Source organism: Pseudoalteromonas sp. P1-8, assembly GCF_001399985.1.
In the GTDB taxonomy this organism is placed as follows: domain Bacteria; phylum Pseudomonadota; class Gammaproteobacteria; order Enterobacterales; family Alteromonadaceae; genus Pseudoalteromonas.
In genome coordinates this window covers 141,038-164,684 of the sequence record NZ_LJSO01000002.1, presented here as the reverse complement: position 1 = coordinate 164,684, position 23,647 = coordinate 141,038, and the positions used below count along the sequence as shown (strand labels likewise).

Sequence of the window (23,647 nt, the reverse complement as noted above, 5' to 3'; positions counted from 1 at the left end):
CAACACTTAGCTCTGTAAAAAAGCCGTGCGTAAGTGAAATAGCAAGCGTGAATAAGCCTGTATAAAATAGCAATATTTTCATCTTTGATCCTTTAGTCATTCTTACGACAATTAAGTAAGTAAAAAAACTATAAACCTTGCACTGGCTCTAAGGTCAAGTAATAGATGGGGACAGGCAGATACAAAAAAGCCAAACATATAGTTTGGCTTTTTGAATTACAGAATAGGGTATTAGTTATTTAAATCTGCGGTTTTTAACTCGTCTTCAATATCACTTATTTCATCAATAAAGTTTTCGAGCTGTTGTTCAACTAGGCTGTTTGCATGAGCAAAGTAAGCAAGATGAAATACGGCATCCCCCTCGTTTACCAGCGGCATAGTCTGCTGACCAATGACAATACCACTTCGCGGCGCGAGTAGTTCAAGTTCAGCATCACCAAGAGGGCTACTTATATAAGCGAGGACCTGCCCTTTCATTACTCGCTCACCCAGTGATACTTGTGCACGAACAATACCGTCAACTTCAGCACGTATCCAACTCGTCGAGCTTGCAATAATCGGCTCTGGTAGCTTTTTAGCACGTTTGCCGCGCACCATTTTTAAATGGCGCATCACATAGTCAACACCTTGCACACCTGCTGCAATGGCAATTGGGTCAAAGCGCAGCGCTTCGCCGGCTTCGTAGGTAATAACGGGTATTCCTAAATTGGCCGCTTCACTGCGTAATGAGCCATTGCGAAGTGACGCATCAATCACCGCAGGAGTACCAAACGCTTTTGCCATGGCTGCTGTTGCAGGGTCGCTCAAATTAGCGCGAATTTGCGGCAAGTTAGTTCGGTGAATTGCCCCTGTGTGTAAATCAATAATATGCGTACAATGCATCGCCACTTGAGTAAAAAACGCATTCGCCATTCGCCCAGCTAACGAGCCACGCGTTGAGCCTGGAAAACTGCGGTTCATGTCACGACGGTCTGGTAAGTAGCGTGACTTATGAATAAAACCAAACACATTCACAATCGGTACCGCAATAATAGTACCGCGCAATTGCTCAGGATCGATTTTAGCAAGCAACTGCCTAACAACCTCAACACCATTGAGCTCATCACCGTGAATTGCAGCACACACCATTAATACAGGTCCTTGCTGCACACCATTGACAACTTCAATTGGAATATTTAACGGCGAGTGGGTGTAAAGCTTGGCAGCTTCAATTGCAAATGTTTTACGTTCGCCAACACCCACCGTATCGCCTAAAATTGAAAACGGTGTATTTTTCTTAACCTTAGCCACGCACTTTTCCTTTTAATAGAGCGCTTATTTTCCTATGGGTAAAGGTTTAACCTTTACCACGAGTTGCAGTTTTCTTTGATGCCGCTGTTTTTTCAATAAACTCGACAATCATGCCTGCAATGTCTTTACCGGTTGCAACTTCAATACCTTCAAGACCAGGTGATGAGTTAACCTCCATCACCAATGGACCACGTGCAGAGCGAAGTAAATCAACACCCGCAACGTTTAAGCCCATCGCTTTAGCTGCAGCAACAGCTGTTTTTCTTTCTTCTGGAGTAATACGAACCAAAGTCGCACTACCACCACGGTGTAAGTTAGAACGGAATTCACCTTCTTGCGCTTGACGCTTCATCGCGGCAATTACTTTATCGCCTAATACAAAGCAGCGAATATCAGCACCGCCCGCTTCTTTGATATACTCTTGCACCATGATGTTGGCTTTTAAGCCCATAAACGCTTCGATTACACTTTCTGCGGCTTTGCGTGTTTCCGCTAATACCACACCGATACCTTGGGTACCTTCAAGTAGCTTAATAACGACTGGCGTGCCACCCACCATGCTTAATAAGTCTTTTACATCATCTGGTTTACTTGCAAAGCCTGTCACTGGCATACCTACACCTTTACGCGAAAGTAGCTGTAGTGAACGTAACTTGTCGCGCGAGCGAGTGATCGCCACAGATTCATTGACAGGGTATACACCCATCATTTCAAACTGACGCAATACCGCACAGCCATAGAAAGTTACTGACGAACCAATACGCGGCACGATAGCGTCAAAATCCTTTAAATTTTCACCACGGTAATGGATTTCTGGCTGCTCTGAATTGATGTTCATATAACAACGAAGTGCATCAATCACTTTCACTTCGTGGCCACGCTGCTCTGCGGCTTCAATTAAGCGACGTGTTGAATACAAATTTTGGTTGCGAGATAAAATACCAAGTTTCATAAGTTAAAAACCTTAACTGATAAACTCATACACGTAGCAACGTGTGATAAGTCCTTTTCCTATAATAAATGAGATAAAGCCGGATCAACGACTATGCGATTTTCCATTGCTGTACGCCCTAACAACATTCTAAACTTCATTGTTGAACGGTTACTTAAAGTCACCCTTACAGGCCAGCTTTGGGTTCCTGCGACTAATTTTGTTTCAATAAAGTAGCGTAGCTCACGCTGACCGCTTGAACTGGTCACATACTTACGCTCAACTACTTTGGCGCGACACTCTACCGTTGTTTCTACATCGTCTTGTAGAGGATGGGTAGTAAATTTCACCCATGCTTCGCCATTTTCTGAAAATTCCTCAATGTCAAAAGCATGAATACATGAAGTTCTCGCTCCGGTATCAACTTTTGCTTTGATTTTTTCTATTCCCAGTTCAGGCAGGCCAAGCCATTCTCGCCAGCCAACAATAATTTTTGCGCTCATTAATGTGCCCTCTATAAAAAAGTGTCTTATACGCTACAGAGCTAGAAACACCAACGAAATATATTTATCCACTCGATAAGTCGATTTCATTAATGTAGTCTTGACTATATTAATGTATTTACTCAACCATATAGCACTATTTGTAAAACGAGAGTTCAATATGATCAATGGGTTACTTCATGTCTTAATTTTAGACGAACAAGGCGGTGCACGTGCTATTGAAAATAGTACTGAGCTGCAAAATTGGCAACCCGAACACGGAAAACTTTGGGTGCACATGGACTACAGCCAAGCTGAAGCCGTTGACTGGCTTGAGCAAAGTAATTTATTAACTGATTACGAGCTTGAGTCCCTTATTGCCGATGAAACACGTCCGCGTTTAAGCAAAGTCACTAATGGTAATATGCTGTTTTTGCGTGGCGTTAATCTAAACCCTGCGCAAAGCCCAGAAGACATGGTCTCGTTACGCTTATTTATTAACGAAAATATTGTGATCACAACCCGTAAGCGCCGTTTATTATCGGTGCAAGATGTTGTTGAATCGTTCGATGGCAGCAATGGTCCTTGCTCAATCTCTGAGTTAGTTTGCCAATTGGCGCAAAACTTAACATCGCGTATGCAAGCTGTTATCGACAGTTTAGATGACACACTCGATGGCTTTGAAGATGAAATTGATGAACCAAACAAGGGCTTTGATCATCAATCATTAGCACAAATTCGCCGCCAAACAATCGCGTTAAAACGTTATTTAAGGCCACAAAAAGAAGCGCTTATTACTTTGTTAAACAACAAATATAAGTGGTTAGATGAAGACGATAAGGCGCGCTTAAACGAAACAACCAATATGTTGATCCGTTACTTAGAAGAGCTAGATAGCTCAATTGAACGCGCGCAAATTATTCAACAAGCGATTACTAGCCAAGTGTCTGAGCAACTAAACCAACGCATGTATGTGATGTCGGTAGTTGCAGCACTGTTTTTACCACTTGGCTTTTTAACTGGCTTACTAGGTGTAAACGTAGGCGGTATTCCGGGCACTGAAAGCCCTTACGCATTTAGCTTATTTATTATTTTCTTAGTGGTGCTAACCGTTGGGATTGGTATTTACTTTAAAAATAAGAAGTGGTTATAACGCAACAACCTTTTTAATTAAATCAAGGCGGGCGGCATGTTCGCCTTTTTTTGTTGCCAAAATCAGGTGCTCACCATCGGAGTTGAGTATTTTAAGGGTCTCTGCTTTTCCTTCTAACTGCTCACCAGATACTAAGGTAATGCGTAATAAGGATTTATGCATGCACCATAATTCATATTTATCGTAGTCGCCACATGCGATAGGTTGATAAGTCATTAGCTTTTTGAGATTGCTGAAGGAATAAATCGAGCTTAGAAGATATTAAAGTGAAGAGCAAATGGCGCTCTCGGCAGGGATCGAACCTGCAACTTAGCCTCCGGAGGGCCACGTGATATCCATTTCACCACGAGAGCACATTTGTCGTCGTCAATACTGACTCGCGATATCAGCATGACAACCCGGCAATGATAATGGCATCTTGTGCTAAATGCTAGCATCGAGGCCTTTATATGCGCATAAATTCAGCAATTTGCATTAAAACACTTCACTTTCGTGCAGAACCAAGGTATTAACGTATACTTAATAAAATTAATAACAAGGTGGCAGTATTGCCATGTAAGGGGAATTTGATCATGAGTTTAATGTCTACAGAGCAAGTCGCGGAGTTTTTAGGTGTAAAAGTCGAACGCGTAAAACGTCTTGCTCGCGAGCATTTACTGATCTCGAAATCACAAGATGACAAAGGTGAACCTTTGTTTGATCCAGAAGACGTAAAAAAATATAAAGAACTTGCCGAGCGAATTGGCGGTCTTTAATTTTTAGCTTTTTCTATGAAGTGGTTAAGCTGTGTTAGCAGTGGCGCCACTTTATCCATCGCACCACGTTGTTCGTACCAACAAATACATAAAAGCAAAAAAAGCGCATGAAATGCCGCGAGCTTTTCAACTGATAAGTAAAACTCATGATGTTCGCACACTAACGCTTGATATCCTTTAAGTAACGCCAGTTGCTGCTCATCATTTAACGCAAAGCTCACCACCAGCGCAGCTAAGTCAAAGTAAACATCGTTGCTTTTGGCATATTCAAAGTCGATTAAAAACATACCAGTCTCATTCACAATGATATTTTCTTTCACTAAATCATTATGACAAAAGCCCATATCTTTAGGTGCTGTAGCAATATAAGCCAGTGACTGTTTAATTAGCTCAGCATGTTGCTGATAACGCGCTGTTTGCTGGTAGTAGTTAATTTCGTAGGCAATATCCATCGGCTCGGTTAGCACAGGGTAACGATGTAAATTAACTAAGTCGGGCAATAAGCTACTACAAAACTCACCGCTGGCAATGCTGCCTGCCACGTATTCGAAAATAGCCGTATCGGTTGCTTGTTCTAACCAAAGTGGGGATGGACAGCAGCTTTGCTTTGCAAAATGCGCTTGCGCCGCAAGGCCAATCGCCGGCCAGTGGTCGCGATAGTGCTTAACCAAAAAATCTTTGCTTGCTGTTTTAACTAGGTAGTTATCATTGCTTAGCCCCTCAACCAGCGGGCTGATTGAGGTGATAACTAAACGTGAGTTGAAGCGCGTAAAAAGCGCGTGTATTTGTTGCTCAGTTTTCATCTATAGCTGTGCAAGCGGCTTAGCCTGATGCTGCTCGTATTCTTCATACCAGGTTTTAAAGCCCCACGCTGCCATAATGGTGTAAAACACGAAAAGTACTAAGGTTGGGTAATACCCTTTTTCAAAGTATAGGTACATAGATGCCGCATCAATCACAATCCAATACAACCAGTTTTCCAGTACCTTCTTGGCAACAAGGTAGGTTGTCACCACTGCAAAACAGGTGGTAAAGCTGTCTAAATAAGCAAAATCAGCGTGCGTGTAATTGGTCATCACAAAACCAATGGCAACTGAAGCCAGTGAGGTGGCAAGCAAAATCACCGCATGACGCTTTAACGACCATGAAATAATGGGCAGATGATCTTTATTATTCACGCCCCTGCGCCAAACCACCCAACCATATACCGCCATATACATGTAGTAAAAATTAAGTAGCGACTCCATCAACAGTGCGCCATTCCAGTACATTACGGTATAAATAAAGGTGCTCACAAACGCGGCTGGCCAACACCATAAGCTTTCTTTGATCGCTAACAGTAAATACGCCATCGATAAGGCAACGGCAATATATTCCCAATGCGACATGGCAGTAAAGCCTGAGAAGGTTTCGCTCAAAAATTCCATAACACGCGCTACTTTAGGGTTTAGTCTTCGCTAGGCGACAAGTCACCATGTAAGAATTTACAGACGAAAATAGCTTTACCAAACTCTTCATAAGAACGTTTGATTTCAGTATTAAGTACAGACATCACTAAATCATAGTCACCAAAAATCTGAGTAGATAAGGTGTTGGTGATCACTTTAAGCCCTTCATAACTGTTTACACGGTCAATAAAACCTTTGATAAACGGAATGTAGTCTTGATGTAGTGGGTACTTACTGATCTCTACTGAAAGTTTCATTATGATTTACCGAGTCTTTGAAAAGTATTGCATTGTAACCCGCTTATACTAACAAGTCATGGCTATGGTTATTTTTTAGTGTAAAATCAGCCCCGATAAACATTGAGGATTCATTATGGCACGCCGCATCACTTACAAATTTAAAAACCAGCCTCGCGAAATCAATTTTGCAAAAGATAAATACCGCGATATGTATCATGCTATTGCTGCGGCTGAAGGCATTGATTTAACCAATTATTTAAAAATGGAACAGCAAGTCGAAATGACTTCAAAAGGCTCTGCAGCAGTACGTAACTTTCGTGACCAAGAGTTTGCACGAATGGGATTCAGTGACGTGTATTTTATTAAAGAGTAACAAAGTTACTCTTGATACTCGTAGCTTACACGTGGGGTGATATTACACAGTAACTCGTAAGGAATGGTTGTTGCGCATTGGGCAATCTCTTCAACGGGTAGCTCAGGCCCCCACATAATCACCTCATCACCAACTTTGATGTTGTCGCGGTTATCACCAATATCCACCGTGATCATATCCATCGCTACACTGCCAACAATACCATAGCGTTGTGATTTGATAACCACAGGTGTGCCCTGCTCGGCATGGCGTGGATAACCATCCCCATAGCCCATCGCAACCACCGCAAGCTTAGTCGGTTTATCGCTGTGCCAGCGTCCACCATAGCCAACACACTGATCGGCATCGACATCGCGTATCGCGATAACTCGCGTTGTTAAACGCATAACAGGCTCTAGTCCGTGCTGTTGCCCTACGCCATTGAGCATTGGCGATACGCCATAAAGCATCAAGCCAGGGCGCACCCACTCACCATGGCCTTTTGGCCAAGCAATAATGCCAGCAGAATTTGCAAGGCAATGCTGTTCACTTTTGCCATCTGCCAGTGAGTCAAATAAGGCAATTTGCTGAGCAGTCTTTTCATCATTGATGTCGTCGGCGCACGAGAAATGCGTCATTAACTTAATGTCATCACGGGCATTTGGGCTTGCTTTTAAGCGACTGTAGAAAGACTCAAATTGCGATGGCGCAATACCCAGTCGATGCATCCCCGTATTCACCTTTAACCAGCATGCAATTGGTGCATCAAGGCTGGTTTTTTCAAGCGTTGCGAGCTGATTTTCATCGTGAATAATGGTTTGAAAGTTATTGGCAAGCAAGATAGGTAAATCATCTTTATGAAAAAAACCTTCAAGTAATACAATCGGTTTTGTCAGCCCACCTGCTCGTAGCGCTAACGCTTCGTCTATTCGCGCAACCGCAAATGCATCCGCATCATTTAAGTATTGAGCAATTTTAACTAAGCCATGGCCATAAGCATTGGCTTTAAGCACCGCCATTACTTTGCAACCAGGCGCAAAGCGCTTCACTTGCGCTAAATTATGAGCAAGTGCTTGTAGGTTGATTTCGGCAATGGCTAAGCGCATTAGTATTCGTCGTCCATGGCTGGACCCGCGTAGTTATCAAAACGCGAGAATTGACCTTGGAAGGTTAAACGTACTTTACCGATTGGGCCGTTACGTTGTTTACCTATGATGATTTCGGCCACGCCTTTTTCGGTACTGTCTTCGTTATAGACTTCATCACGGTAAATAAACATGATTAAGTCGGCATCCTGCTCGATTGAGCCTGATTCACGTAAGTCGGAGTTGATCGGGCGTTTATCGGCACGTTGCTCTAGGGTACGGTTAAGCTGCGATAGTGCAATAACCGGACATTGCAGCTCTTTTGCTAGTGCTTTTAATGAACGAGAGATTTCAGCGATCTCTAAGGTACGGTTGTCCGACAAGCTTGGCACACGCATTAACTGCAAGTAGTCGACCATGATCATACTAATACCGCCATGGTCACGGGCAATACGACGTGCACGCGAACGCACATCTGTTGGTGTTAGGCCCGATGCATCATCAACATACATCTTACCTTTTTCCATCAACAAGCCCATGGTTGACGACAGACGCGCCCAATCGTCATCATCTAGCTGACCGGTACGAACCTTAGTTTGGTTAATACGACCTAGCGATGCCAGCATCCTCATCATGATTTGCTCTGAAGGCATCTCTAGTGAGTAAATAAGTACAGGCTTATCTTGTGTCATGGCTGCGTGTTCGGCTAAGTTCATCGCAAAGGTTGTTTTACCCATCGATGGACGTGCCGCCACAATGATAAGGTCAGAAGGCTGCATACCCGCCGTCATTTTATCTAGGTCAGCATAGCCGGTACTTACACCTGTCACACCATCTTGTGGCGACTGATAAAGCTCTTCAATCTTATCAACGGTTTTTTCTAAGATACTGTGTAAGTTTTGTGGGCCTTCGGTGCTTTTACTACGCTGCTCAGCAATTTTGAATACTTTACTTTCAGCAAAATCGAGCAGGTCATGACTGGTACGCCCTTCTGGGCTAAAACCAGCTTCTGCAATTTCGTTCGCAACACCGATCATTTCACGAATAACAGCACGCTCTCGCACGATATTCGCGTAGGCATCAATGTTCGCCGCACTTGGCGTGTTCTTAGCAATTTCAGCGAGGTAGGCGAAACCACCAACACTACTTAACTGATTGTTTTTCTCTAAGCTCTCAGAAATAGTGATCAAATCGATTGGATCACCGCCTTCAGCAAGACTAACCATAGCCTCAAAAATCAGCTTATGGGTTCGGGTATAAAAATCCTGCGCAACCACTAACTCAGCAACTCGGTCAAACGCTTGATTATCAAGCATTAAACCACCTAAAACAGATTGCTCAGCTTCTATTGAATGGGGAGGGACTTTTAACGTATCGACTTGCTTATCTGGTTTGGCCATAACATCACAAAACTAAAATTGAATGGCTCTATTCTATCTACTTGCTAAGGCTGTGCAAATAGTTAATACCAATCGACTTAAATATTTGGTCATTCTAGCGTGCTAAATAAAGCGCTAAATGCGTTAGAAATGTCTAAAGTAGAGTAACTACATGTCAAAATTTCTGCCTTGTTATCACTTCATTTATCTGTCGCTATTTAAGACCAACAACTTAACACAATTGGTATAAGCGGGAAGTCCTCCCGCTTTATTGTAATTGAGTGAAATATTGTAATTGAGTGAACTCTAATCGTTATTTCTGTTTACGAAGTTCAATACGTCCGCTAATCGTATCCATTTCTATATCAGCATCCCCACCGTTAATACTAAATTCTAAGTCGCTAGATGGGCCGTATTTCGCCTTCGTTGCTCTGTCATCACTAAGCTCATTAACGATTTTACCGTTAGCGTGAGCTTCAATTTCAAACTTTGCCGATACATCTGCAGGGAAGTAAAACTCTGCATCACCACTGACTGATTCAAAACGAATATTGGCATCTGCTAGTAACTTGTTGATGTGAACTTCTGCTTCACCATTTACGGTATTGATGCGCAGCTTTTTAATTGCATCAAATGCAAAGTCGATATCACCGTTTACGTTTTCAAGACGCACATCTTGTGCTTTGGTTTTTGACTTAATATCGCCATTCACCGCGGTAAAGCGTAAAGCACCTTGCGAGTTTTTATCGTTAATTTCACCATTAACGGTTTCAAAGCGAATATCACCGTTTAAATCATGAGCATTCACATCACCATTAACCGTTTCAAAGCTCATGTTGCCGCGAATATCTTGCACTGTGATATCACCATTGACGGTATCAATCTCTGCGCCTGCTTCAAGCTCTTTAGCACTAACTGTGACATTCACCCCAGCAAATTCAAGCTCACTGCTTTTTGGCATGTAAATGGTTAATCGAGAGCCGTCACCACTATTCCAGCCACCTAAATTTCGCGGCATTTTTACGATAAATTCAACACGGCTGCCTTCAACCTCTAAACGATAACCTTGTGCTTTATCGTCAAGCTCACCTTCGATTTTAAGTTGTGGTTTATCCCACCCTTCAATGCGTACATCACCACGTTGGTTTTCAATAAAAATGCGTTTATTGGCAGGTACATCAATTTGTTCATTAATGGTTTGTCCTGCCATTGCCATCAGTGGCAGTAATCCTAAAGTTAAGGCTAGTAATTTCATAATTGTCACTCCTAAATCGTTTGCCACTTCGGTGCATGCACCTTGTTAATTAAGTCCAGTTGTTGCTGATAAACCTGCGACAGCATTTGTAATAAAGCTGGGTTTTCAGGTTCATTCTCAAGTGCTTGCTTAATGGCACTTTCGGCTTCTTCTAACTCTTTTAATTGTTGCTGCCAGTTATCGGTTAATGCAGGTTGATTTTGATACTGCACCAACAAACCTTGCTTTTGCTTGGTAAAATAATCGCTCATTGCCATCATGCTATTTGGCTCACCTTGGCCAACAAAAAGCTGTACGGTCAATAGTGCGGCAATACAACAAGCGGCAACTGCAGCGAGTTTATTCCAGCCATGGGTTGGCTTATCAGCTTGCTCTGATTGCCCTGTTGCAATTGCTCGCTCAACACCGGGCCAGAGATCTTTGTCTGGGCTAATATCTTGCTTATGGTTAAGCGAGTCATTTAAAAATTGTTCAAATTCTGGCTTACTCATTTTCATACCACTCTTTTAATAACTGCCTTGCACGGTGAAATTGCGATTTACTTGAACCGACCGCCATATCAAGCATGCTTGCTATCTCTTCATGGCGATAACCTTCAATTGCATGGAGTACAAACACCATACGTGCTCGCTCAGGTAGTCTCAGTACTAATTTGTCGAGGCCGTTAAAGCCATCGCAATCTGCTGCGCTTTGCTCATCCATACCGCTTTGTTCAAAACTCACTACTTTTTGAAGCCAGCTTTTATGTTTGCGAATGTAGCTAATCGCAATATTGCTGGTAACACTATGTAACCAAGTCGAAAATTGTGAGCGTCCATCAAAGTTAGCGATTTTATGCCACAACTGTACAAACACTTCTTGTGTTGCATCTTCGGCGTGCTCTTTGTCTGCAAGCAATCTTAAACAAAGGCTATAAACCCGCTTCACATGCAACTCATAAAGTGTTGCATAGGCAGCTTGATCACCGCTTTTTACGCGCTCTATCAAGGCATGCTCACTTTGCTGGGCGAACGCTTGTTCTGCATCTATCAACATCCTGGATGTTGTCCTTTATGATTATTGTTGTGAATTTAGTGTATTAGACGTAAGGAGGGATTCAAAAGGTTTAAATGAAATTAATTTTTTTTGTGTAAGCTACAAATAATTGAGCTTACACAATTTTATTTGGGGCTTTGCGTTATTCGGCAGGGGGTGCTTCGCTTTCTTCTTCAGTTGTTTCTGCGGTTTTGTAGCTCCAACCTAAAAATACGATGCGTGCCGAAGAAGCAGGCGTGCCGCCATTTTGTACTTGTAATAAACCTGCATCATAGTGAGCGCCACTGCCCCCTGATGCAGTAATTGTTGAGCCACGTACACTACCAAATAGCTCGCCACTGCCCGATAGCTTCACTGTTGTCAAAGGGGCATAAATAGCCGCATATAAATTCGCAGCACCACTAAATTGCACGCCATTTACACCATTAAATGATGAATAAAATGATAACGACGGATGGCCACTGGTGGTTAATCCTTCCTGCTCAGTAATGACTTTTGCGCCTGCACCAATATTTACTTTTCCGGTTAATAACACTGTTAAGCTACTGTCTTTTTTGATTGTTAAGCTGGTATCCCCTTCCATCGAAAAGTCGCCATCAATCAGTAAAATAACATCACCACCAGAAACTTCCATTTTGCCGTCACTGGTCATTTTGAGCCTATCAAGTGCAAAGATATACTCTTTACTGTTACTGCCATTAGCTTGGTTTTGCGCTTTAGAGTTAAACAAGAAAACATCGGCAAGGCTTGGCAAAATAACTTGGCTACCACCGCTACTAAAAAAGCCCTTTTCAGTATTAAGTTTAAATTGTTGCGTAGGACCAATCGAAAGAGAACTATAACTGCTCACTTGGTCTGTGATGTCTGTCATTTTCTCTGGCAAAATTAACGGGTCGCAGCTGGTGTCTGGATTAGTTGGGTCATAATCAGGGGCTGTTGGGTCAGCAACAGTTATCGGCTCAACATGCGGGTTTACATTAAACTTGCTATCACTGTAGTGCACACCATCTTGTTGATTATTGTAGGTGTCTTTAAAATCGCCTGAGCCGCCATACATAATATCCAGCGCTTCGTCTTGGCTATTAGTGATGAATGTTGACCACTGCATTTTTGCATCACCATTCGCTCGCACAACCCCCGAAACAGTTCCGCCACGATGGGTATAATAACCTCGGGTATAAACATTACCGTCAACACGTAAACCACTGCCAGGAGAAATATAAACACCGGTATTTGAATGGATATTACCAATAATTGGTGATGAACCATTTAAGTAGATAACCCCGGTCGCTTTTACATCGCCCTTTATCGGTGAATGACCCGATAGCACCACATCTGAATCACCAGCAATCGTTGAAACATCACCATCATTCGACTTGGTTTCTTCGTAGGTGCCTTTGCTCGAATCATAGCTGTCGATACTACCACTACCCGACAAGTTAACCCCTTTACAGCCCACCATCGCATTAGTGAAAATAGAGCTGCCTTTCGCGCCTTGTACTGCAAAACGGGCGACTAAGCTACTTTGTGCGTCACCATCAAATCGTTGCCCTAAGCTTGCAATTTCAAGCTCACCGGCAGCATTTTGACTTAAACTGGCATTAAAAATGGCATCATCAGCGATAACACCAGAGCCCGATGCATTACTGGTTTTACTGATCAAATCTTCAACCGCTAATACACCTTCATCATTCAAGGTTTGTTGCAATAACTTAGCTTGTTCAAACACACCTTTTTCAGCCATTAAACGACTGTTTAATTTCTTTTGAAAGTTACCACTTAAGCGTTCTTGAACAACGTTTTCACGTAGCGAGCTAAGCACCACGATGCTGGCCATACTGGTTAAGATCAACACTGTAATTAAGGTGAAACCATTTTGCTTGTTATACACTGCCAGCTCCGTATGCTTTGACTAATATTGCATTAGTTAACGCAATATCAATGTTAATACCATTACCGAACTGAGCAGGTAAATCATTTGGCTTTACAGTAACGGTTACAAGCTCCCCGGCGATATCAAATGACAAAGCTTCGATTCCTGTCAGTAATCGCTCTGAGTCAGCACCATCGAGCGAACACATTAAGTTACTGCCATTTAAGCTATAGACCTCAACCACCTGCGCTGTTGTCGCAGAGCCATTACAAGCAATGACACCACTTGGCTGAGTAATAGTAATCGTGCTTTTATCTGCACTGATGGTGGGTGTTAGTTGTGTTTGCTTTATGCTGCGATTGAATACTTTACTGGTATAGCGAATTACTTCTTGAGCGTTTTCAAGCTCTTTACTCACCTCAATCGTGCTTTTAATCGCCGAGTAAGACAAGCTCACCCCAGCTAATAAAAAAGCACCTGCTGCCAATGCCACCATCAGTTCTACTAAGGTAAAACCCTGAACGCGTTTATTCATGAGCAAACCGCCGTTAAATCAGGGAAACTGGCATTTAGACTAATTTGATTTTCTGCATTGTCTGTCATGCGCTTATCAACCCAAGCCACATTAACTTGCATATCATCACTGTAAGTAGCTGGGATTGTCAGTTGATAATCACTCACTTGTGGCGCGAGGGAAGCTCTAAATGTCGCGTCTTGAAAAAGTGCGGTATTGGTTTTTTGAATTTCACAAATGCGCGGCCACAAACGCTCTATGGTGTTTTGTCCTTGAATAAGTGACACGGTGTAATTAAAGCTATTGGTTGCATATTGTAGCGATTTTAGCTGCGCTGCCGCCAAGCCTAATAATGCGATGCCAGCGATCACCACTGAAATCATCACTTCTAATAATGAAAAGCCTGCCTGCTTATTCATGCACATCCTCGCTGTGAATTTTCTACTAACCAGTTTTGGCCACTTTTAAGCACACACATCACGTAATCTGTGGTATTTGTGTGCTCATCTTTCACTATAATTTCAGCTTGTTTATCAACTTCGCCACTGGCACTAATGGCCAATGCGACTAAACTGACGGTAACACCGCTTTTTGTGACCGAAAATTCTTTTAAAACCGTGTCTACCCCGCCCTCGTTGAGGGTCACTTGCCAACTATTATTACTGACAACTAGGTTAATAGGTTTGTCGCGTTTGACCGCTTCACTGCGTGCAAATTTATAAGCACTATTTAATTGATTTGCAGTAGTTACCACGCGATCTTGCAAAATTTGTTGGCTAAAAGACGGAAAAGCAAGGGCTGCCATAATGCCAATAACACTCAGCACAACCATTAACTCAATTAAGGTAAACCCTGCAATTCGACGCAATTGTGTTACTCCCAGCAATCACTAAATGAAGCGCTATAACTTCCATCATGTTTAACGGTTAACTCACCACAGCGATCACTTGCTTGCGCCGAACCCGATTTAGGAGCTGCTTTTAAACTGTAGCCACGATTTTTAAAATCGCTTACAGCACCTGATACTTTATCTGTCGCTGTGTAGGTAAAGGTGTAATAGTCGGTATTTTGGGTTACGAATGCATTAGGATAGCCGCCATTTCGTGAATAAATACGTTCGAGACTGGCGCTGTATTGCAGTAACTCTTGTTGAATATCAGCACGGCGACTACGTTGCATGTGCTCAGTGTAAGCAGGCAATGCTACGCTATACAGAATCCCTAAAATAGCGATCACGATAAGAATTTCTACTAATGTAAATCCTGTTTGTTTACCCATTCCATGTGGTACTAATGCACTTTTCAACCTCAACCCCTTAATACTTTTTAACCAGCACAATATAAATGACAGCGTTGTCAGTGTCAATTTTAACCAATTTACTTTTACTCATTCGATTATACTAATAAGAACAAGAAAATTAAGAAAAAAGAACGTATGTTTTTAAAATAGGTAAGATTATAGGGTTGGTATTTGTATATTTAAAATATAGAAACCAATACTATTGGATGGCAAATGAAGAAGCAACAGCGGTACAAAATGCTACAATTCATAAATTTCAGGCACAAAAAAGCCGCACCTAAGTGCGGCTTTTTTTACTTAATATTGCTATTAAGCTTCAGCGATAACGATTACTTTGATAGTAGCCGATACGTCTGAGTGTACTGCGATTGCTACGTCAAATTCGCCAGTCTCACGGATAGTACCTAGAGGTAAACGAACTTCTGATTTAGCAACTTCAACGCCAACAGCTGAAATAGCTTCAGCGATGTCGCGAGTACCGATAGAACCGAATAACTTGCCTTCGTCACCAGCTTTAGAAACTAGTGTAACTTCAGCTAATGCTTCTAACTTGTCAGCGCGAGCTTGAGCAGCAGCTAGATCTTCAGCGATCTTAGCTTCTAAATCAGCACGACGTGCTTCGAAAGTTTCGATGTTAGCTTTAGTTGCAGGAACTGCCTTACCTTGTGGGAAAAGGAAGTTACGTGCGAAGCCAGATTTAACTACAACCTGGTCACCTAGGCCACCTAGGTTTGCGATCTTGTCTAGTAGAATAACTTGCATGTCTCTACACCTTTTAAAAACTGTTAATCCGCTGCTTACTTATGTAAGTCAGTGTATGGAAGAAGGGCTAAGTAGCGAGCACGCTTGATAGCAGTTGCTAGCTGACGCTGATATTTAGCGCTAGTACCTGTGATACGGCTAGGTACGATTTTGCCACTTTCTGTAACATAGTTTCTAAGAGTAGCTAGATCTTTATAATCGATTTGTTGTACGCCTTCCGCTTTGAAGCGGCAGAACTTACGACGTCTGAAATAACGTGCCATGAGTAAAATTCCTCAAAAAATTCTTTCTATATGTTGAGCATGCAAGACCAATTGGCTTAAGCCGTTTCGGCCTTCGTGACGGTTTAAAAACCCCGTCACTTGCACTTGTTGCCCAACGTGCAATTGTTGAGTTTGTTGTTGCATTGGCGTGCCGCTGGCAACAACTTGAAGCCTGACATAACTATTACGGTTAAGGTCTGCTTCAACTTGCATCGATTTATGTTCAAGAACAAAAATACAATGCGGTATACCAGCAGGGCTTTGACTATATTTAGGTGTTTTACAAACAACCCCAGATAGTGTCAGCTGATTCATATAAGGATTAAGCGGTTGGCTCATCTTTTTGTCTCAACTGCAAGCGCCATGCTTGAACTCAAAACGATTAAGCAGCTGGTGCTTCTTTCTTCTCTTCTTTCGCAAGAGGAGATGCTTCAGTTACAGCGTCTTTAGTACGCATAACTAAGTTACGAAGCACTGCATCGTTGTAGCGGAAAGTAGTTTCTAGCTCGCTGATTACTTCAGTAGGTGCTTCAACGTTCATAAGAACATAATGAGCTTTGTGAAGCTTGTCGATTGGGTAAGCCAATTGACGACGGCCCCAGTCTTCAAGACGGTGGATAGTACCACCAGCTTCAGTGATAGAACCAGTATAACGTTCGATCATACCAGGTACTTGCTCACTCTGATCAGGGTGAACCATGAATACGATTTCGTAATGACGCATGGATATTCCTTACGGTTAATAGAGCCTTCTACCGTTTCGGCCAGTCGGTTTAAGGCAAGGAATTAAATTTAATAAGCCGAAATGAGCGCGCATTTTACGCTTAGAATGATAATTAAGCAAGATAAAACAGCAAGCCAAGCTAGATTATTGTGCCCTATTAAGATTTTCTAAACGCTAAAAACAAAAAACCCAGCCGAGGCTGGGTTTTTGATATTCTGAAAACTAAAATTACTTGATTTTAGCTTCTTTGAAAATCACGTGTTTACGAGCTTTAGGATCGTATTTTTTGATTTCCATTTTTTCAGGCATGTTACGCTTGTTCTTGTCGGTAGTGTAGAAAAAACCAGTACCAGCAGTTGAAACTAAACGGATCTTATCGCGCATGATTCAGTTCCTTAAACTTTTTCGCCACGAGCACGGATTTCTGTAAGAACCGCGTCGATGCCTTTTTTATCGATAATACGCATACCTTTAGTAGTAGTGCGTAGTGTTACAAAACGTTTTTCACTTTCAACCCAAAAACGGTGAGTTTGTAGGTTAGGTAGGAAACGACGTTTAGTCGCGTTTCTCGCGTGTGAACGGTGGTTACCAACCGCTGGACGCTTACCTGTAACTTGACATACTTTAGACATGTCTATATATCTCCAATAACTTCGCTCGAGCTTAATTTTCCCTTAGGCCAGTATTTGTGCCCCGGGATAAATCGAAGGGCGCTCTTTATACAGCTTATACAGGCAAAGATCAAGTAACAGATCTTATCCAATCAGCTCATGTGTAAATTTGATAGCGGCTAATTATAAAGATCGAATGCCCTTAGGGAAAGTAAAAACTGCATTTAAATTAAACTAATTTCTAAAATCGCCCTAAACTGCTCATTTTTAACACACTCTCTAATACAGTTGGCTCTATATAAGCCCTCTTTCAGCAAACGAAACACAATTTTCACCACCCACTATGATGTGATCCAGCACATTTATGTCAATTAAGGCTAAGGCTTGCTGTAATTTTGTGGTGATTAATTTATCGGCCTGACTAGGTTCAGCAACCCCACTTGGGTGGTTATGAGCAAGTATTAGAGCCGCCGCATTATTACGCAGTGCAGCTTTAACAACTTCGCGTGGGTACACAGAAGCGGCATTAATAGTGCCGTAAAAAAGTACTTCGTCTTTAATTAGCTGGTTTTGACTATCTAAGTACAGCACCATAAATACTTCTTGCTGTAAGCCACGTAATTGAATAGTTAAATAGTCATACACAGCTTGCGGCGAATTAAATAGTGCCTCGCGCTTACATTGCTCAAGCATATAGCGCCGGCTTAGCTCAAGTACCGCTTGAAGCTGCACATACTTAGCAGCTCCTAAACCCTTTTGGGCACAAAACTCTTGTTCAGATGCATTAAATAAGTCGTGCAAAGTGCTGTTTATATCGAGCAGGTGCTCAGCCAGCTCAATGGCATTCATACCCGGTACACCGGTACGTAAGAAGATTGCTAATAACTCTGCATCTGAGAGTGCTTTGGCGCCTTGGGCAAGTAACTTCTCCCGCGGCCTTGCTGATAAAGGTAAATCGGTTAATGGCATTGCTTCATCCTTAAAACAACTATTCCACTTATTAAACTGTACTATAAAATCCAATTTTTTCCTGTCTGTATAAAAGAAAACTTCATGCTATCGGTAAAGATTTGCTATCGTTAGCCCATATCGACAAAGGTTAAATTTCACGTAATGACAAAATCAGTAAATAAAAAAATCCTGCTAGGTATGAGTGGTGGTATTGCAGCCTATAAATGCGCAGAACTTGTTCGCCGTTTAAAAGATCAAGGCTGTGAAGTAAAAGTCGTCATGACCGACTCAGCCAAACACTTTATTACTCCTTTAACTATGCAAGCGGTAAGCGGTGAGATTGTTTCTGATTCATTACTCGACCCAGCAGCAGAAGCCGCGATGGGTCATATCGAATTTGCCAAATGGGCAGACCTTATTTTAGTCGCCCCTGCAACCAGTAATATTTTAGCCAAAATGGCCATGGGTATTGCAGATGACTTACTAACAACCCTACTACTGGCTACCCCTGCAAAGGTAGCAGTTGCGCCTGCAATGAACCAACAAATGTATGCCCACCCTGCTACACAAGCAAATCTTGCCACACTAAGTGAGCGCGGCGTGGCTATTTGGGGCCCAGGTAAAGGCGAGCAAGCTTGTGGTGATGTAGGCGCAGGCCGTATGTTAGAGCCTCATGAGTTAGTCGCACTTTGTACACAACCTGAAGTAGAGCCATTACTTAAAGGCAAAACCATCACGATTACTGCAGGACCAACCCGAGAAGCCCTCGACCCAGTTCGTTATATCTCTAACCACAGCTCAGGCAAAATGGGTTATGCCCTTGCAGAAGCTGCACTTGCGCTAGGTGCAAAGGTAAATCTGATTTCAGGCCCCGTAACAATTAAAGCACCTGCTAATGCCCTGCTTACTAATATAGAAAGTGCTGAGCAATTACTTACCGCCTCAATGAAGCTTGCCGCGCAATCGGATGCTTTTATCGGCTGTGCAGCAGTGGCTGATTACCGTGCAGCAGCAATTCATGAGCAAAAGATGAAAAAGCAAGGCGATGAACTAACCCTTACTTTAGTTAAGAACCCAGATGTTATCGCTAATGTCGCAGCACTTAGCGAAAACCGCCCTTATACCGTTGGCTTTGCGGCAGAGACTCAAGATGTTGCAAGCTATGCGCAAGGTAAGTTAAAGAACAAAAATCTCGATATGATCTGCGCAAATGACGTATCAAAAGAAGGCCTTGGCTTTAATTCTGATCATAATGCTTTAACACTCTTCTGGCACAATGAGCAGCTAGATTTAGCAATGGGAAGTAAAAAAGATTTAGCCATGAGCGTAATGACTGAGCTTGCCAAGCGTTTGTAAAAATGCTGGAAAGAAACTGAATAAAACATTAACATAAGCCACTCATTTGCACAAAAAATGGCTTGTCTGACTCCCAACAGCGCAAGTAATAAATTATAAGAAAGGAATGGTCATGCCTGCGACAAAAAGAAGTAATCGCAAAGAGCAGATTCTGCAAGCACTCGCACAAATGTTAGAAACCAGCCCAGGTCAACGTATCACCACCGCAAAGCTCGCGGCTGAGGTAGGTGTGTCTGAAGCTGCGTTATATCGTCATTTTCCGAGTAAAGCACGGATGTTTGAGGGCCTAATCGAGTTTATTGAAGATACCCTGTTATCACGCATTAACCTCATTTTAGAAAATGAGAAAGAAAGCCAAACACGTGTATACAATATTTTGCTGTTATTATTAGCCTTCGCCGAGAAAAACCCGGGCATTACCCGCATTTTGACCGGTGATGCCTTACAAGGTGAACAAGAGCGTTTACGTGAACGTGTACAGGGCTTATTTGAAAAGCTAGAAACTCAGTTCAAGCAAGTGCTACGCGAACGCAAACTTCGCGAAGGTAAAGCATTCCAGTCAGACGAAAGCACCCTAGCCAACTTCCTACTCGCCTATGTAGAAGGTAAGATGAATCAATTCGTGCGCAGCGACTTTAAAGCAAAACCAAGTGCACAATTTGAAAAACAATGGCCAGAACTACAGAAAATTTGGTTGTAGTGAGTTGCTAGGGGAAAGAGTAAAGTTCGAGCTGTCAGCCTTCAGCCGTCAGCTATCAGATTGAATTCCGAACAGTTAGCGAGCTTCTAGGGGAAAGAGTAAAGTTAGCAAGCTGCTTTCTAACTTTCCTCATTCTTTTCTCATTCACTTCTCTTTGTGCAATTTTTTCGCGTGAAATAAATTTCACGCCTACAAGCTTTAATCTCGCTAACTTTCCCCTCGTAACTTCCCCTTCCACCTTCCCAAACACGCCACTTATCGTATCTACTCGAATTGTTTATTAAAAACGCTACACTAGGTGCATCAATTAAAAAACAACGAGAAAGATGAATGAAAGCGCAATTATCACTTTTGAGCTTAGCCTTGGTGACAAGCCTTGGTAGTGCACAGGTTAGTGCGAAAGAAGCTCTGCAATTTAAAGACGTGTTTGATTTTAAATACGCAAAAGGCACCCAACTTTCTGAAGATGGCCAAATTCTTAGCTTTAGTGCCGACCCTTATCGCGGTAATGCACAAGGTCAGGTTTATACATTAAACAACAACACCCTGCTAACTAGCGTTGAGCGCGGTACTCGCCCAACTATTAATAAAGCAGCAAACTGGGTAGCTTTTACTCAGGTACCGACCCTACTTGAAAAAGAAACCACCAAGAAAAAAGATGAGCTAAAAAACAACCTTGTTTTAGTGAATACTAAAAATGGTGAGCAACAAACCTTTAACGATGTAAAAGACTATGCACTATCGGATGATGGTGTATGGCTTGCTTATCGACTAGATAAGAAAGCTGATAAAAAAGACAGCGAAGAAAAAGACGAAAACAGCAGCGAAATCAAGCCAGACAAAAAAGATAAAAGCTTTGATTTAGTGCTTGTTAACCTTCAAGACAAAACCACTCACACTCTAAACAACGTATTCAGCTATGCGATTAGCAGCACCGGTGAGCAATTATTAGCAAGCCAAAGCTACAGTGATGGTGCCGACAACCAAGTTGTATTAGTTGCGCTTAATAATGACTTCGCAACGAGTGTACTGATTGATGAGCCGGGCGTTGTGGCAAATAAAATAGCTTGGCAACCAAACAGCAATACCGCAGCGCTATTAATTGGTAATTACGTTAATGATGATACACGCCGTCGTGATCACAGCTTACAGCTTTTACAAAACGGGGCGCTTTCAACCATTCACTCTGCAGATAGTAGCTGGACTATTGGCAAAACAGCATCGCTAAAATGGTCTGAAGATGGTGCTCGTTTATACTTTGAAAACCACCCTAAACTCGCTGCAAAAGTTATCGCAAAAGAATACAAAGATGAAGCCTCTTTATATGATTTCGATACCATTCGCGACCAAAAAGGCCTTAACGTTTGGCATAACAAAGACGCTGAAATTAAGCCTCGCGAAGAGCAGCAATGGAACAAAGCGAATAAGCTTCGCCACTACCAAGCGGTATATCATGTAAATGGTCAGCAAGTTGTGCAGTTAAGCACGCCGAACATGCCTGAGGTCTCGCTTAATACTCATCGCGAAGCGCTATTAGGCTATTCAGACCGACCGTACCTAGAACGTATTATGTATGGCGGCTTTTACGCAGATTACTTTAGTGTTGATGTTAAAACTGGTAAACAAACCGCTATTGTCAGCGACTATCCGTTTAGACCAAGCCTTGCGCCTAATGGTCAATTTGCGGCATTTTTCCAAGACAGCCAAGTACAGCTTAAAGATTTAGGTAACAACAAGGTTTCGACCTTATCTAAAGCAATTAACGCTATTTTTGCTGATGATAAACATGACTACCCATCACCTCAGCCGGGTTATGGTTTTGCAGGCTGGTTAAACGACAGCAGCCAAGTACTGGTTTACAGTAAATTTGATATTTGGGCTTTTGATGTCGCAACTAAAAAAGCAACCCGTTTAACTCAAGGTAAAGAAACCAATACCCAATATCGTGTTATTAAACTTGATAAAGACCAAGTGGGCTTTGCCAAAGACGAAACATTATTGCTAAGTGCAAAGAACCTGCAAGATAAGCAAACTGAAATTGCCAAACTTGACTTATCAAGCAATAAATTAAGCAAAGTACTTTCAGGTAAAAAGCGCTATGATGTAGTGAAAAAGGCAAAAAATGCCGATAAATACCTATTTACTGCACAAACATATCAGCAATTCCCTGATTACTACCAAACTGACTTTAGCTTCAAAAAGCCACAGCGTGTTACCAACCTTAACCCACAAATTAGCAACTTTGCATGGGGTGAAAAACCTGAGCTTATTAGCTACAAAGGGTTTGATGGGGAAGATTTACAAGGCGTATTGATCAAACCTGCGGGCTACAAAAAAGGTGATAAGGTTCCGGTGGTTGTGTACTTCTACCGCTATATGAGCCAACGCATGTATGACTTCCCGAAAATGGAATTAAATCATCGCCCTAACTTCCCGATGTTTACTTCAAATGGCTATGCGATTTTCTTACCTGATATCCGTTTTGAAATTGGCCATCCGGGTAAATCATCAACCCAAACGATGATCAACGCCACTCAAAAGTTGATTGATTTAGGCATTGCTGATCCAGATAAAATTGGTTTACAAGGTCACTCATGGGCAGGCTACCAAAGTGCCTTTATGATCACTCAAACAGATATGTTTAAGGCGGTTGTATCGGGTGCGCCAGTATCTAACATGACCAGTGCATACAGCGGTATTCGCTTAAAATCAGGCCTTGCGCGTCAGTTCCAATACGAAACAGGGCAAAGCCGCATTGGTAAAACGTTATTCGAAGCCCCAGAGCTATACATCGAAAACTCACCGGTGTTCTTCGCCGATAAAGTGAATACCCCAATTCTGATTATGTTTGGCGACAAAGATGATGCTGTGCCGTGGCACGAAGGGGTTCAATACTACCTCGCGCTTCGTCGTGCGGGTAAAGATGCCACCTTCTTACAATACGAAGGTGAACCACATCACCTGAAGAAATTCCCTAACCAAGTGGATTTCTCAGTACGCATGATGGAATATTTTGATCACTACTTAAAAGGCAAACCAGCTGCTGAGTGGATCAAAAACGGTGTACCCTTTATTGAAGAATAAGCAATAAGCTAAATTTAAGCTTACTGCACACCTCCCCCAGAGCCAGCATTTTTGCTGGCTTTGTTCTATAAAATCAATCACACCATCTATTTTTTCGATTTTATCA

30 protein-coding genes and 1 tRNA gene are annotated in these 23,647 nt (G+C 42.3%); 6 read left to right on the top strand and 25 right to left on the bottom strand.

What is annotated here, in order from left to right:
• Positions 1–231: 231 nt before the first annotated feature.
• Genes AN213_RS04295 through AN213_RS04285 form a run of 3 tightly spaced genes read right to left on the bottom strand, consistent with a single transcriptional unit; the run spans position 232 to position 2,724 of the window.
• Entirely contained in the window at positions 232–1,290 is a 1,059-nt protein-coding gene (locus tag AN213_RS04295) for a succinylglutamate desuccinylase/aspartoacylase family protein (RefSeq protein ID WP_054563408.1), read from the bottom strand.
• A gap of 46 nt (positions 1,291–1,336) precedes the next feature.
• On the bottom strand, positions 1,337–2,242 hold the full coding sequence (rimK, locus tag AN213_RS04290; protein WP_054563407.1) for a 30S ribosomal protein S6--L-glutamate ligase: 906 nt from the start codon (positions 2,240–2,242) through the stop codon (positions 1,337–1,339).
• Between the two features lie 59 nt (positions 2,243–2,301).
• Positions 2,302–2,724 carry an ATP-dependent zinc protease gene (locus tag AN213_RS04285; RefSeq protein ID WP_054554208.1) on the bottom strand — a complete coding sequence of 141 codons (423 nt, stop codon included), beginning with the start codon at positions 2,722–2,724 and terminating at the stop codon, positions 2,302–2,304.
• Between the two features lie 160 nt (positions 2,725–2,884).
• Here AN213_RS04285 and zntB point away from each other — a divergent pair, with 160 nt between their 5' ends.
• Positions 2,885–3,856, top strand: a complete 972-nt coding sequence (zntB, locus tag AN213_RS04280) for a zinc transporter ZntB (protein ID WP_054563406.1) — start codon at positions 2,885–2,887, stop codon at positions 3,854–3,856.
• On the opposite strand, the gene AN213_RS04275 is transcribed toward zntB, so the two are convergent.
• Both AN213_RS04275 and AN213_RS04270 read right to left on the bottom strand, forming a co-directional pair.
• Positions 3,851–4,072 carry a Rho-binding antiterminator gene (locus AN213_RS04275; RefSeq protein WP_054563405.1) on the bottom strand — a complete coding sequence of 74 codons (222 nt, stop codon included), beginning with the start codon at positions 4,070–4,072 and terminating at the stop codon, positions 3,851–3,853. The genes zntB and AN213_RS04275 overlap by 6 nt on opposite strands.
• Before the next feature lie 62 nt (positions 4,073–4,134).
• Positions 4,135–4,209, bottom strand: a tRNA-Arg gene (locus tag AN213_RS04270).
• 219 nt (positions 4,210–4,428) lie between these two features.
• Here AN213_RS04270 and AN213_RS04265 point away from each other — a divergent pair.
• The gene (locus tag AN213_RS04265) at positions 4,429–4,611 is read left to right on the top strand and encodes a helix-turn-helix domain-containing protein (RefSeq protein WP_054563404.1); all 183 of its coding nucleotides are present in this window, start codon (positions 4,429–4,431) and stop codon (positions 4,609–4,611) included.
• Here the strand turns inward: AN213_RS04265 and AN213_RS04260 are convergent.
• Genes AN213_RS04260 through AN213_RS04250 form a run of 3 tightly spaced genes read right to left on the bottom strand, consistent with a single transcriptional unit; the run spans position 4,608 to position 6,316 of the window.
• Complete coding sequence (locus tag AN213_RS04260) at positions 4,608–5,414, bottom strand: phosphotransferase family protein (protein ID WP_055021897.1); 807 nt, start codon at positions 5,412–5,414, stop codon at positions 4,608–4,610. The two genes, AN213_RS04265 and AN213_RS04260, sit on opposite strands and share 4 nt — an antisense overlap.
• Positions 5,415–6,038: a nicotinamide riboside transporter PnuC gene (pnuC, locus tag AN213_RS04255; RefSeq protein WP_054563402.1), complete on the bottom strand. Its 624-nt coding sequence runs from the start codon at positions 6,036–6,038 to the stop codon at positions 5,415–5,417.
• 20 nt (positions 6,039–6,058) lie between these two features.
• Positions 6,059–6,316 (bottom strand): YkoF family thiamine/hydroxymethylpyrimidine-binding protein, encoded by a 258-nt coding sequence (locus AN213_RS04250; RefSeq protein WP_054563401.1) that lies wholly within the window; start codon positions 6,314–6,316, stop codon positions 6,059–6,061.
• A gap of 115 nt (positions 6,317–6,431) precedes the next feature.
• On the opposite strand from AN213_RS04250, the gene AN213_RS04245 reads away from it, so the two are divergent.
• The gene (locus tag AN213_RS04245) at positions 6,432–6,671 is read left to right on the top strand and encodes a DUF2960 domain-containing protein (protein WP_054554201.1); all 240 of its coding nucleotides are present in this window, start codon (positions 6,432–6,434) and stop codon (positions 6,669–6,671) included.
• A 5-nt stretch (positions 6,672–6,676) separates the two neighbouring features.
• Here the strand turns inward: AN213_RS04245 and alr are convergent, their stop codons facing one another.
• The 17 genes from alr to radC form a co-directional block, all read right to left on the bottom strand.
• Entirely contained in the window at positions 6,677–7,756 is a 1,080-nt protein-coding gene (gene alr, locus AN213_RS04240; protein WP_055197620.1) for an alanine racemase, read from the bottom strand.
• Positions 7,756–9,135, bottom strand: coding sequence for a replicative DNA helicase (gene dnaB / locus AN213_RS04235; RefSeq protein ID WP_054563398.1), 1,380 nt, complete (start codon positions 9,133–9,135; stop codon positions 7,756–7,758). The genes alr and dnaB overlap by 1 nt, the downstream gene beginning before the upstream one ends.
• 292 nt (positions 9,136–9,427) lie before the next feature.
• Positions 9,428–10,369, bottom strand: a complete 942-nt coding sequence (locus AN213_RS04230; RefSeq protein WP_054563397.1) for a DUF4097 family beta strand repeat-containing protein — start codon at positions 10,367–10,369, stop codon at positions 9,428–9,430.
• An 11-nt stretch (positions 10,370–10,380) separates the two neighbouring features.
• Positions 10,381–10,866: a hypothetical protein gene (locus tag AN213_RS04225; protein ID WP_082423003.1), complete on the bottom strand. Its 486-nt coding sequence runs from the start codon at positions 10,864–10,866 to the stop codon at positions 10,381–10,383.
• A complete protein-coding gene (locus AN213_RS04220) occupies positions 10,853–11,404 on the bottom strand; it encodes an RNA polymerase sigma factor (RefSeq protein WP_055197617.1) in 552 nt (183 codons plus the stop codon). The genes AN213_RS04225 and AN213_RS04220 overlap by 14 nt, the downstream gene beginning before the upstream one ends.
• A 142-nt stretch (positions 11,405–11,546) precedes the next feature.
• Entirely contained in the window at positions 11,547–13,295 is a 1,749-nt protein-coding gene (locus AN213_RS04215) for a PilX N-terminal domain-containing pilus assembly protein (protein ID WP_236702885.1), read from the bottom strand.
• Positions 13,288–13,812, bottom strand: coding sequence for a prepilin-type N-terminal cleavage/methylation domain-containing protein (locus AN213_RS04210; protein ID WP_055021895.1), 525 nt, complete (start codon positions 13,810–13,812; stop codon positions 13,288–13,290). The genes AN213_RS04215 and AN213_RS04210 overlap by 8 nt, the downstream gene beginning before the upstream one ends.
• A complete protein-coding gene (locus tag AN213_RS04205; protein ID WP_054563395.1) occupies positions 13,809–14,210 on the bottom strand; it encodes a prepilin-type N-terminal cleavage/methylation domain-containing protein in 402 nt (133 codons plus the stop codon). Before AN213_RS04205 ends, AN213_RS04210 begins: the two co-directional genes overlap by 4 nt.
• Positions 14,207–14,659 carry a GspH/FimT family pseudopilin gene (locus AN213_RS04200; RefSeq protein ID WP_055197615.1) on the bottom strand — a complete coding sequence of 151 codons (453 nt, stop codon included), beginning with the start codon at positions 14,657–14,659 and terminating at the stop codon, positions 14,207–14,209. The genes AN213_RS04205 and AN213_RS04200 overlap by 4 nt, the downstream gene beginning before the upstream one ends.
• A gap of 5 nt (positions 14,660–14,664) precedes the next feature.
• Complete coding sequence (locus AN213_RS04195) at positions 14,665–15,096, bottom strand: type IV pilin protein (RefSeq protein ID WP_327077777.1); 432 nt, start codon at positions 15,094–15,096, stop codon at positions 14,665–14,667.
• Between the two features lie 303 nt (positions 15,097–15,399).
• Positions 15,400–15,852, bottom strand: a complete 453-nt coding sequence (gene rplI / locus AN213_RS04190; protein ID WP_054554192.1) for a 50S ribosomal protein L9 — start codon at positions 15,850–15,852, stop codon at positions 15,400–15,402.
• Positions 15,853–15,887: 35 nt separating this feature from the next.
• Positions 15,888–16,115: a 30S ribosomal protein S18 gene (rpsR, locus tag AN213_RS04185; RefSeq protein ID WP_002962753.1), complete on the bottom strand. Its 228-nt coding sequence runs from the start codon at positions 16,113–16,115 to the stop codon at positions 15,888–15,890.
• A gap of 12 nt (positions 16,116–16,127) precedes the next feature.
• Positions 16,128–16,430 carry a primosomal replication protein N gene (priB, locus tag AN213_RS04180; protein WP_036973732.1) on the bottom strand — a complete coding sequence of 101 codons (303 nt, stop codon included), beginning with the start codon at positions 16,428–16,430 and terminating at the stop codon, positions 16,128–16,130.
• A 67-nt stretch (positions 16,431–16,497) separates the two neighbouring features.
• Positions 16,498–16,839, bottom strand: a complete 342-nt coding sequence (gene rpsF, locus AN213_RS04175; protein WP_036973113.1) for a 30S ribosomal protein S6 — start codon at positions 16,837–16,839, stop codon at positions 16,498–16,500.
• Positions 16,840–17,067: 228 nt separating this feature from the next.
• Positions 17,068–17,223: a 50S ribosomal protein L33 gene (gene rpmG, locus AN213_RS04170; RefSeq protein ID WP_022946036.1), complete on the bottom strand. Its 156-nt coding sequence runs from the start codon at positions 17,221–17,223 to the stop codon at positions 17,068–17,070.
• An 11-nt stretch (positions 17,224–17,234) separates the two neighbouring features.
• Complete coding sequence (rpmB, locus tag AN213_RS04165) at positions 17,235–17,471, bottom strand: 50S ribosomal protein L28 (RefSeq protein ID WP_036973115.1); 237 nt, start codon at positions 17,469–17,471, stop codon at positions 17,235–17,237.
• 273 nt (positions 17,472–17,744) lie between these two features.
• Positions 17,745–18,419 carry a DNA repair protein RadC gene (radC, locus tag AN213_RS04160; protein ID WP_054563392.1) on the bottom strand — a complete coding sequence of 225 codons (675 nt, stop codon included), beginning with the start codon at positions 18,417–18,419 and terminating at the stop codon, positions 17,745–17,747.
• Positions 18,420–18,563: 144 nt separating this feature from the next.
• On the opposite strand from radC, the gene coaBC reads away from it, so the two are divergent.
• The 3 genes from coaBC (at position 18,564) to AN213_RS04145 (ending at position 23,541) form a co-directional block, all read left to right on the top strand.
• Positions 18,564–19,757, top strand: coding sequence for a bifunctional phosphopantothenoylcysteine decarboxylase/phosphopantothenate--cysteine ligase CoaBC (gene coaBC, locus AN213_RS04155; RefSeq protein ID WP_055197613.1), 1,194 nt, complete (start codon positions 18,564–18,566; stop codon positions 19,755–19,757).
• A 112-nt stretch (positions 19,758–19,869) separates the two neighbouring features.
• On the top strand, positions 19,870–20,457 hold the full coding sequence (gene slmA, locus AN213_RS04150; RefSeq protein ID WP_054554189.1) for a nucleoid occlusion factor SlmA: 588 nt from the start codon (positions 19,870–19,872) through the stop codon (positions 20,455–20,457).
• A gap of 330 nt (positions 20,458–20,787) precedes the next feature.
• The gene (locus tag AN213_RS04145; protein WP_055197611.1) at positions 20,788–23,541 is read left to right on the top strand and encodes a prolyl oligopeptidase family serine peptidase; all 2,754 of its coding nucleotides are present in this window, start codon (positions 20,788–20,790) and stop codon (positions 23,539–23,541) included.
• The last annotated feature ends 106 nt before the right edge of the window (positions 23,542–23,647 follow it).

Bases quoted from the DNA above. Each gene is read 5' to 3' on its own strand.
- rpmB (WP_036973115.1), bottom strand. From the start codon at position 17,471: ATGTCTAAAGTATGTCAAGTTACAGGTAAGCGTCCAGCGGTTGGTAAC.
- AN213_RS04220 (WP_055197617.1), bottom strand. From the start codon at position 11,404: ATGTTGATAGATGCAGAACAAGCGTTCGCCCAGCAAAGTGAGCATGCC.
- AN213_RS04265 (WP_054563404.1), top strand. From the start codon at position 4,429: ATGAGTTTAATGTCTACAGAGCAAGTCGCGGAGTTTTTAGGTGTAAAA.
- rpsF (WP_036973113.1), bottom strand. From the start codon at position 16,839: ATGCGTCATTACGAAATCGTATTCATGGTTCACCCTGATCAGAGTGAG.
- rplI (WP_054554192.1), bottom strand. From the start codon at position 15,852: ATGCAAGTTATTCTACTAGACAAGATCGCAAACCTAGGTGGCCTAGGT.
- AN213_RS04275 (WP_054563405.1), bottom strand. From the start codon at position 4,072: ATGACTTATCAACCTATCGCATGTGGCGACTACGATAAATATGAATTA.
- AN213_RS04260 (WP_055021897.1), bottom strand. From the start codon at position 5,414: ATGAAAACTGAGCAACAAATACACGCGCTTTTTACGCGCTTCAACTCA.
- rpsR (WP_002962753.1), bottom strand. From the start codon at position 16,115: ATGGCACGTTATTTCAGACGTCGTAAGTTCTGCCGCTTCAAAGCGGAA.
- dnaB (WP_054563398.1), bottom strand. From the start codon at position 9,135: ATGGCCAAACCAGATAAGCAAGTCGATACGTTAAAAGTCCCTCCCCAT.
- radC (WP_054563392.1), bottom strand. From the start codon at position 18,419: ATGCCATTAACCGATTTACCTTTATCAGCAAGGCCGCGGGAGAAGTTA.
- AN213_RS04225 (WP_082423003.1), bottom strand. From the start codon at position 10,866: ATGAAAATGAGTAAGCCAGAATTTGAACAATTTTTAAATGACTCGCTT.
- slmA (WP_054554189.1), top strand. From the start codon at position 19,870: ATGCCTGCGACAAAAAGAAGTAATCGCAAAGAGCAGATTCTGCAAGCA.
- AN213_RS04230 (WP_054563397.1), bottom strand. From the start codon at position 10,369: ATGAAATTACTAGCCTTAACTTTAGGATTACTGCCACTGATGGCAATG.
- rimK (WP_054563407.1), bottom strand. From the start codon at position 2,242: ATGAAACTTGGTATTTTATCTCGCAACCAAAATTTGTATTCAACACGT.
- AN213_RS04250 (WP_054563401.1), bottom strand. From the start codon at position 6,316: ATGAAACTTTCAGTAGAGATCAGTAAGTACCCACTACATCAAGACTAC.
- alr (WP_055197620.1), bottom strand. From the start codon at position 7,756: ATGCGCTTAGCCATTGCCGAAATCAACCTACAAGCACTTGCTCATAAT.
- AN213_RS04210 (WP_055021895.1), bottom strand. From the start codon at position 13,812: ATGAATAAACGCGTTCAGGGTTTTACCTTAGTAGAACTGATGGTGGCA.
- coaBC (WP_055197613.1), top strand. From the start codon at position 18,564: ATGACAAAATCAGTAAATAAAAAAATCCTGCTAGGTATGAGTGGTGGT.
- rpmG (WP_022946036.1), bottom strand. From the start codon at position 17,223: ATGCGCGATAAGATCCGTTTAGTTTCAACTGCTGGTACTGGTTTTTTC.
- pnuC (WP_054563402.1), bottom strand. From the start codon at position 6,038: ATGGAATTTTTGAGCGAAACCTTCTCAGGCTTTACTGCCATGTCGCAT.
- AN213_RS04245 (WP_054554201.1), top strand. From the start codon at position 6,432: ATGGCACGCCGCATCACTTACAAATTTAAAAACCAGCCTCGCGAAATC.
- AN213_RS04145 (WP_055197611.1), top strand. From the start codon at position 20,788: ATGAAAGCGCAATTATCACTTTTGAGCTTAGCCTTGGTGACAAGCCTT.
- priB (WP_036973732.1), bottom strand. From the start codon at position 16,430: ATGAATCAGCTGACACTATCTGGGGTTGTTTGTAAAACACCTAAATAT.
- AN213_RS04285 (WP_054554208.1), bottom strand. From the start codon at position 2,724: ATGAGCGCAAAAATTATTGTTGGCTGGCGAGAATGGCTTGGCCTGCCT.
- AN213_RS04205 (WP_054563395.1), bottom strand. From the start codon at position 14,210: ATGAATAAGCAGGCAGGCTTTTCATTATTAGAAGTGATGATTTCAGTG.
- zntB (WP_054563406.1), top strand. From the start codon at position 2,885: ATGATCAATGGGTTACTTCATGTCTTAATTTTAGACGAACAAGGCGGT.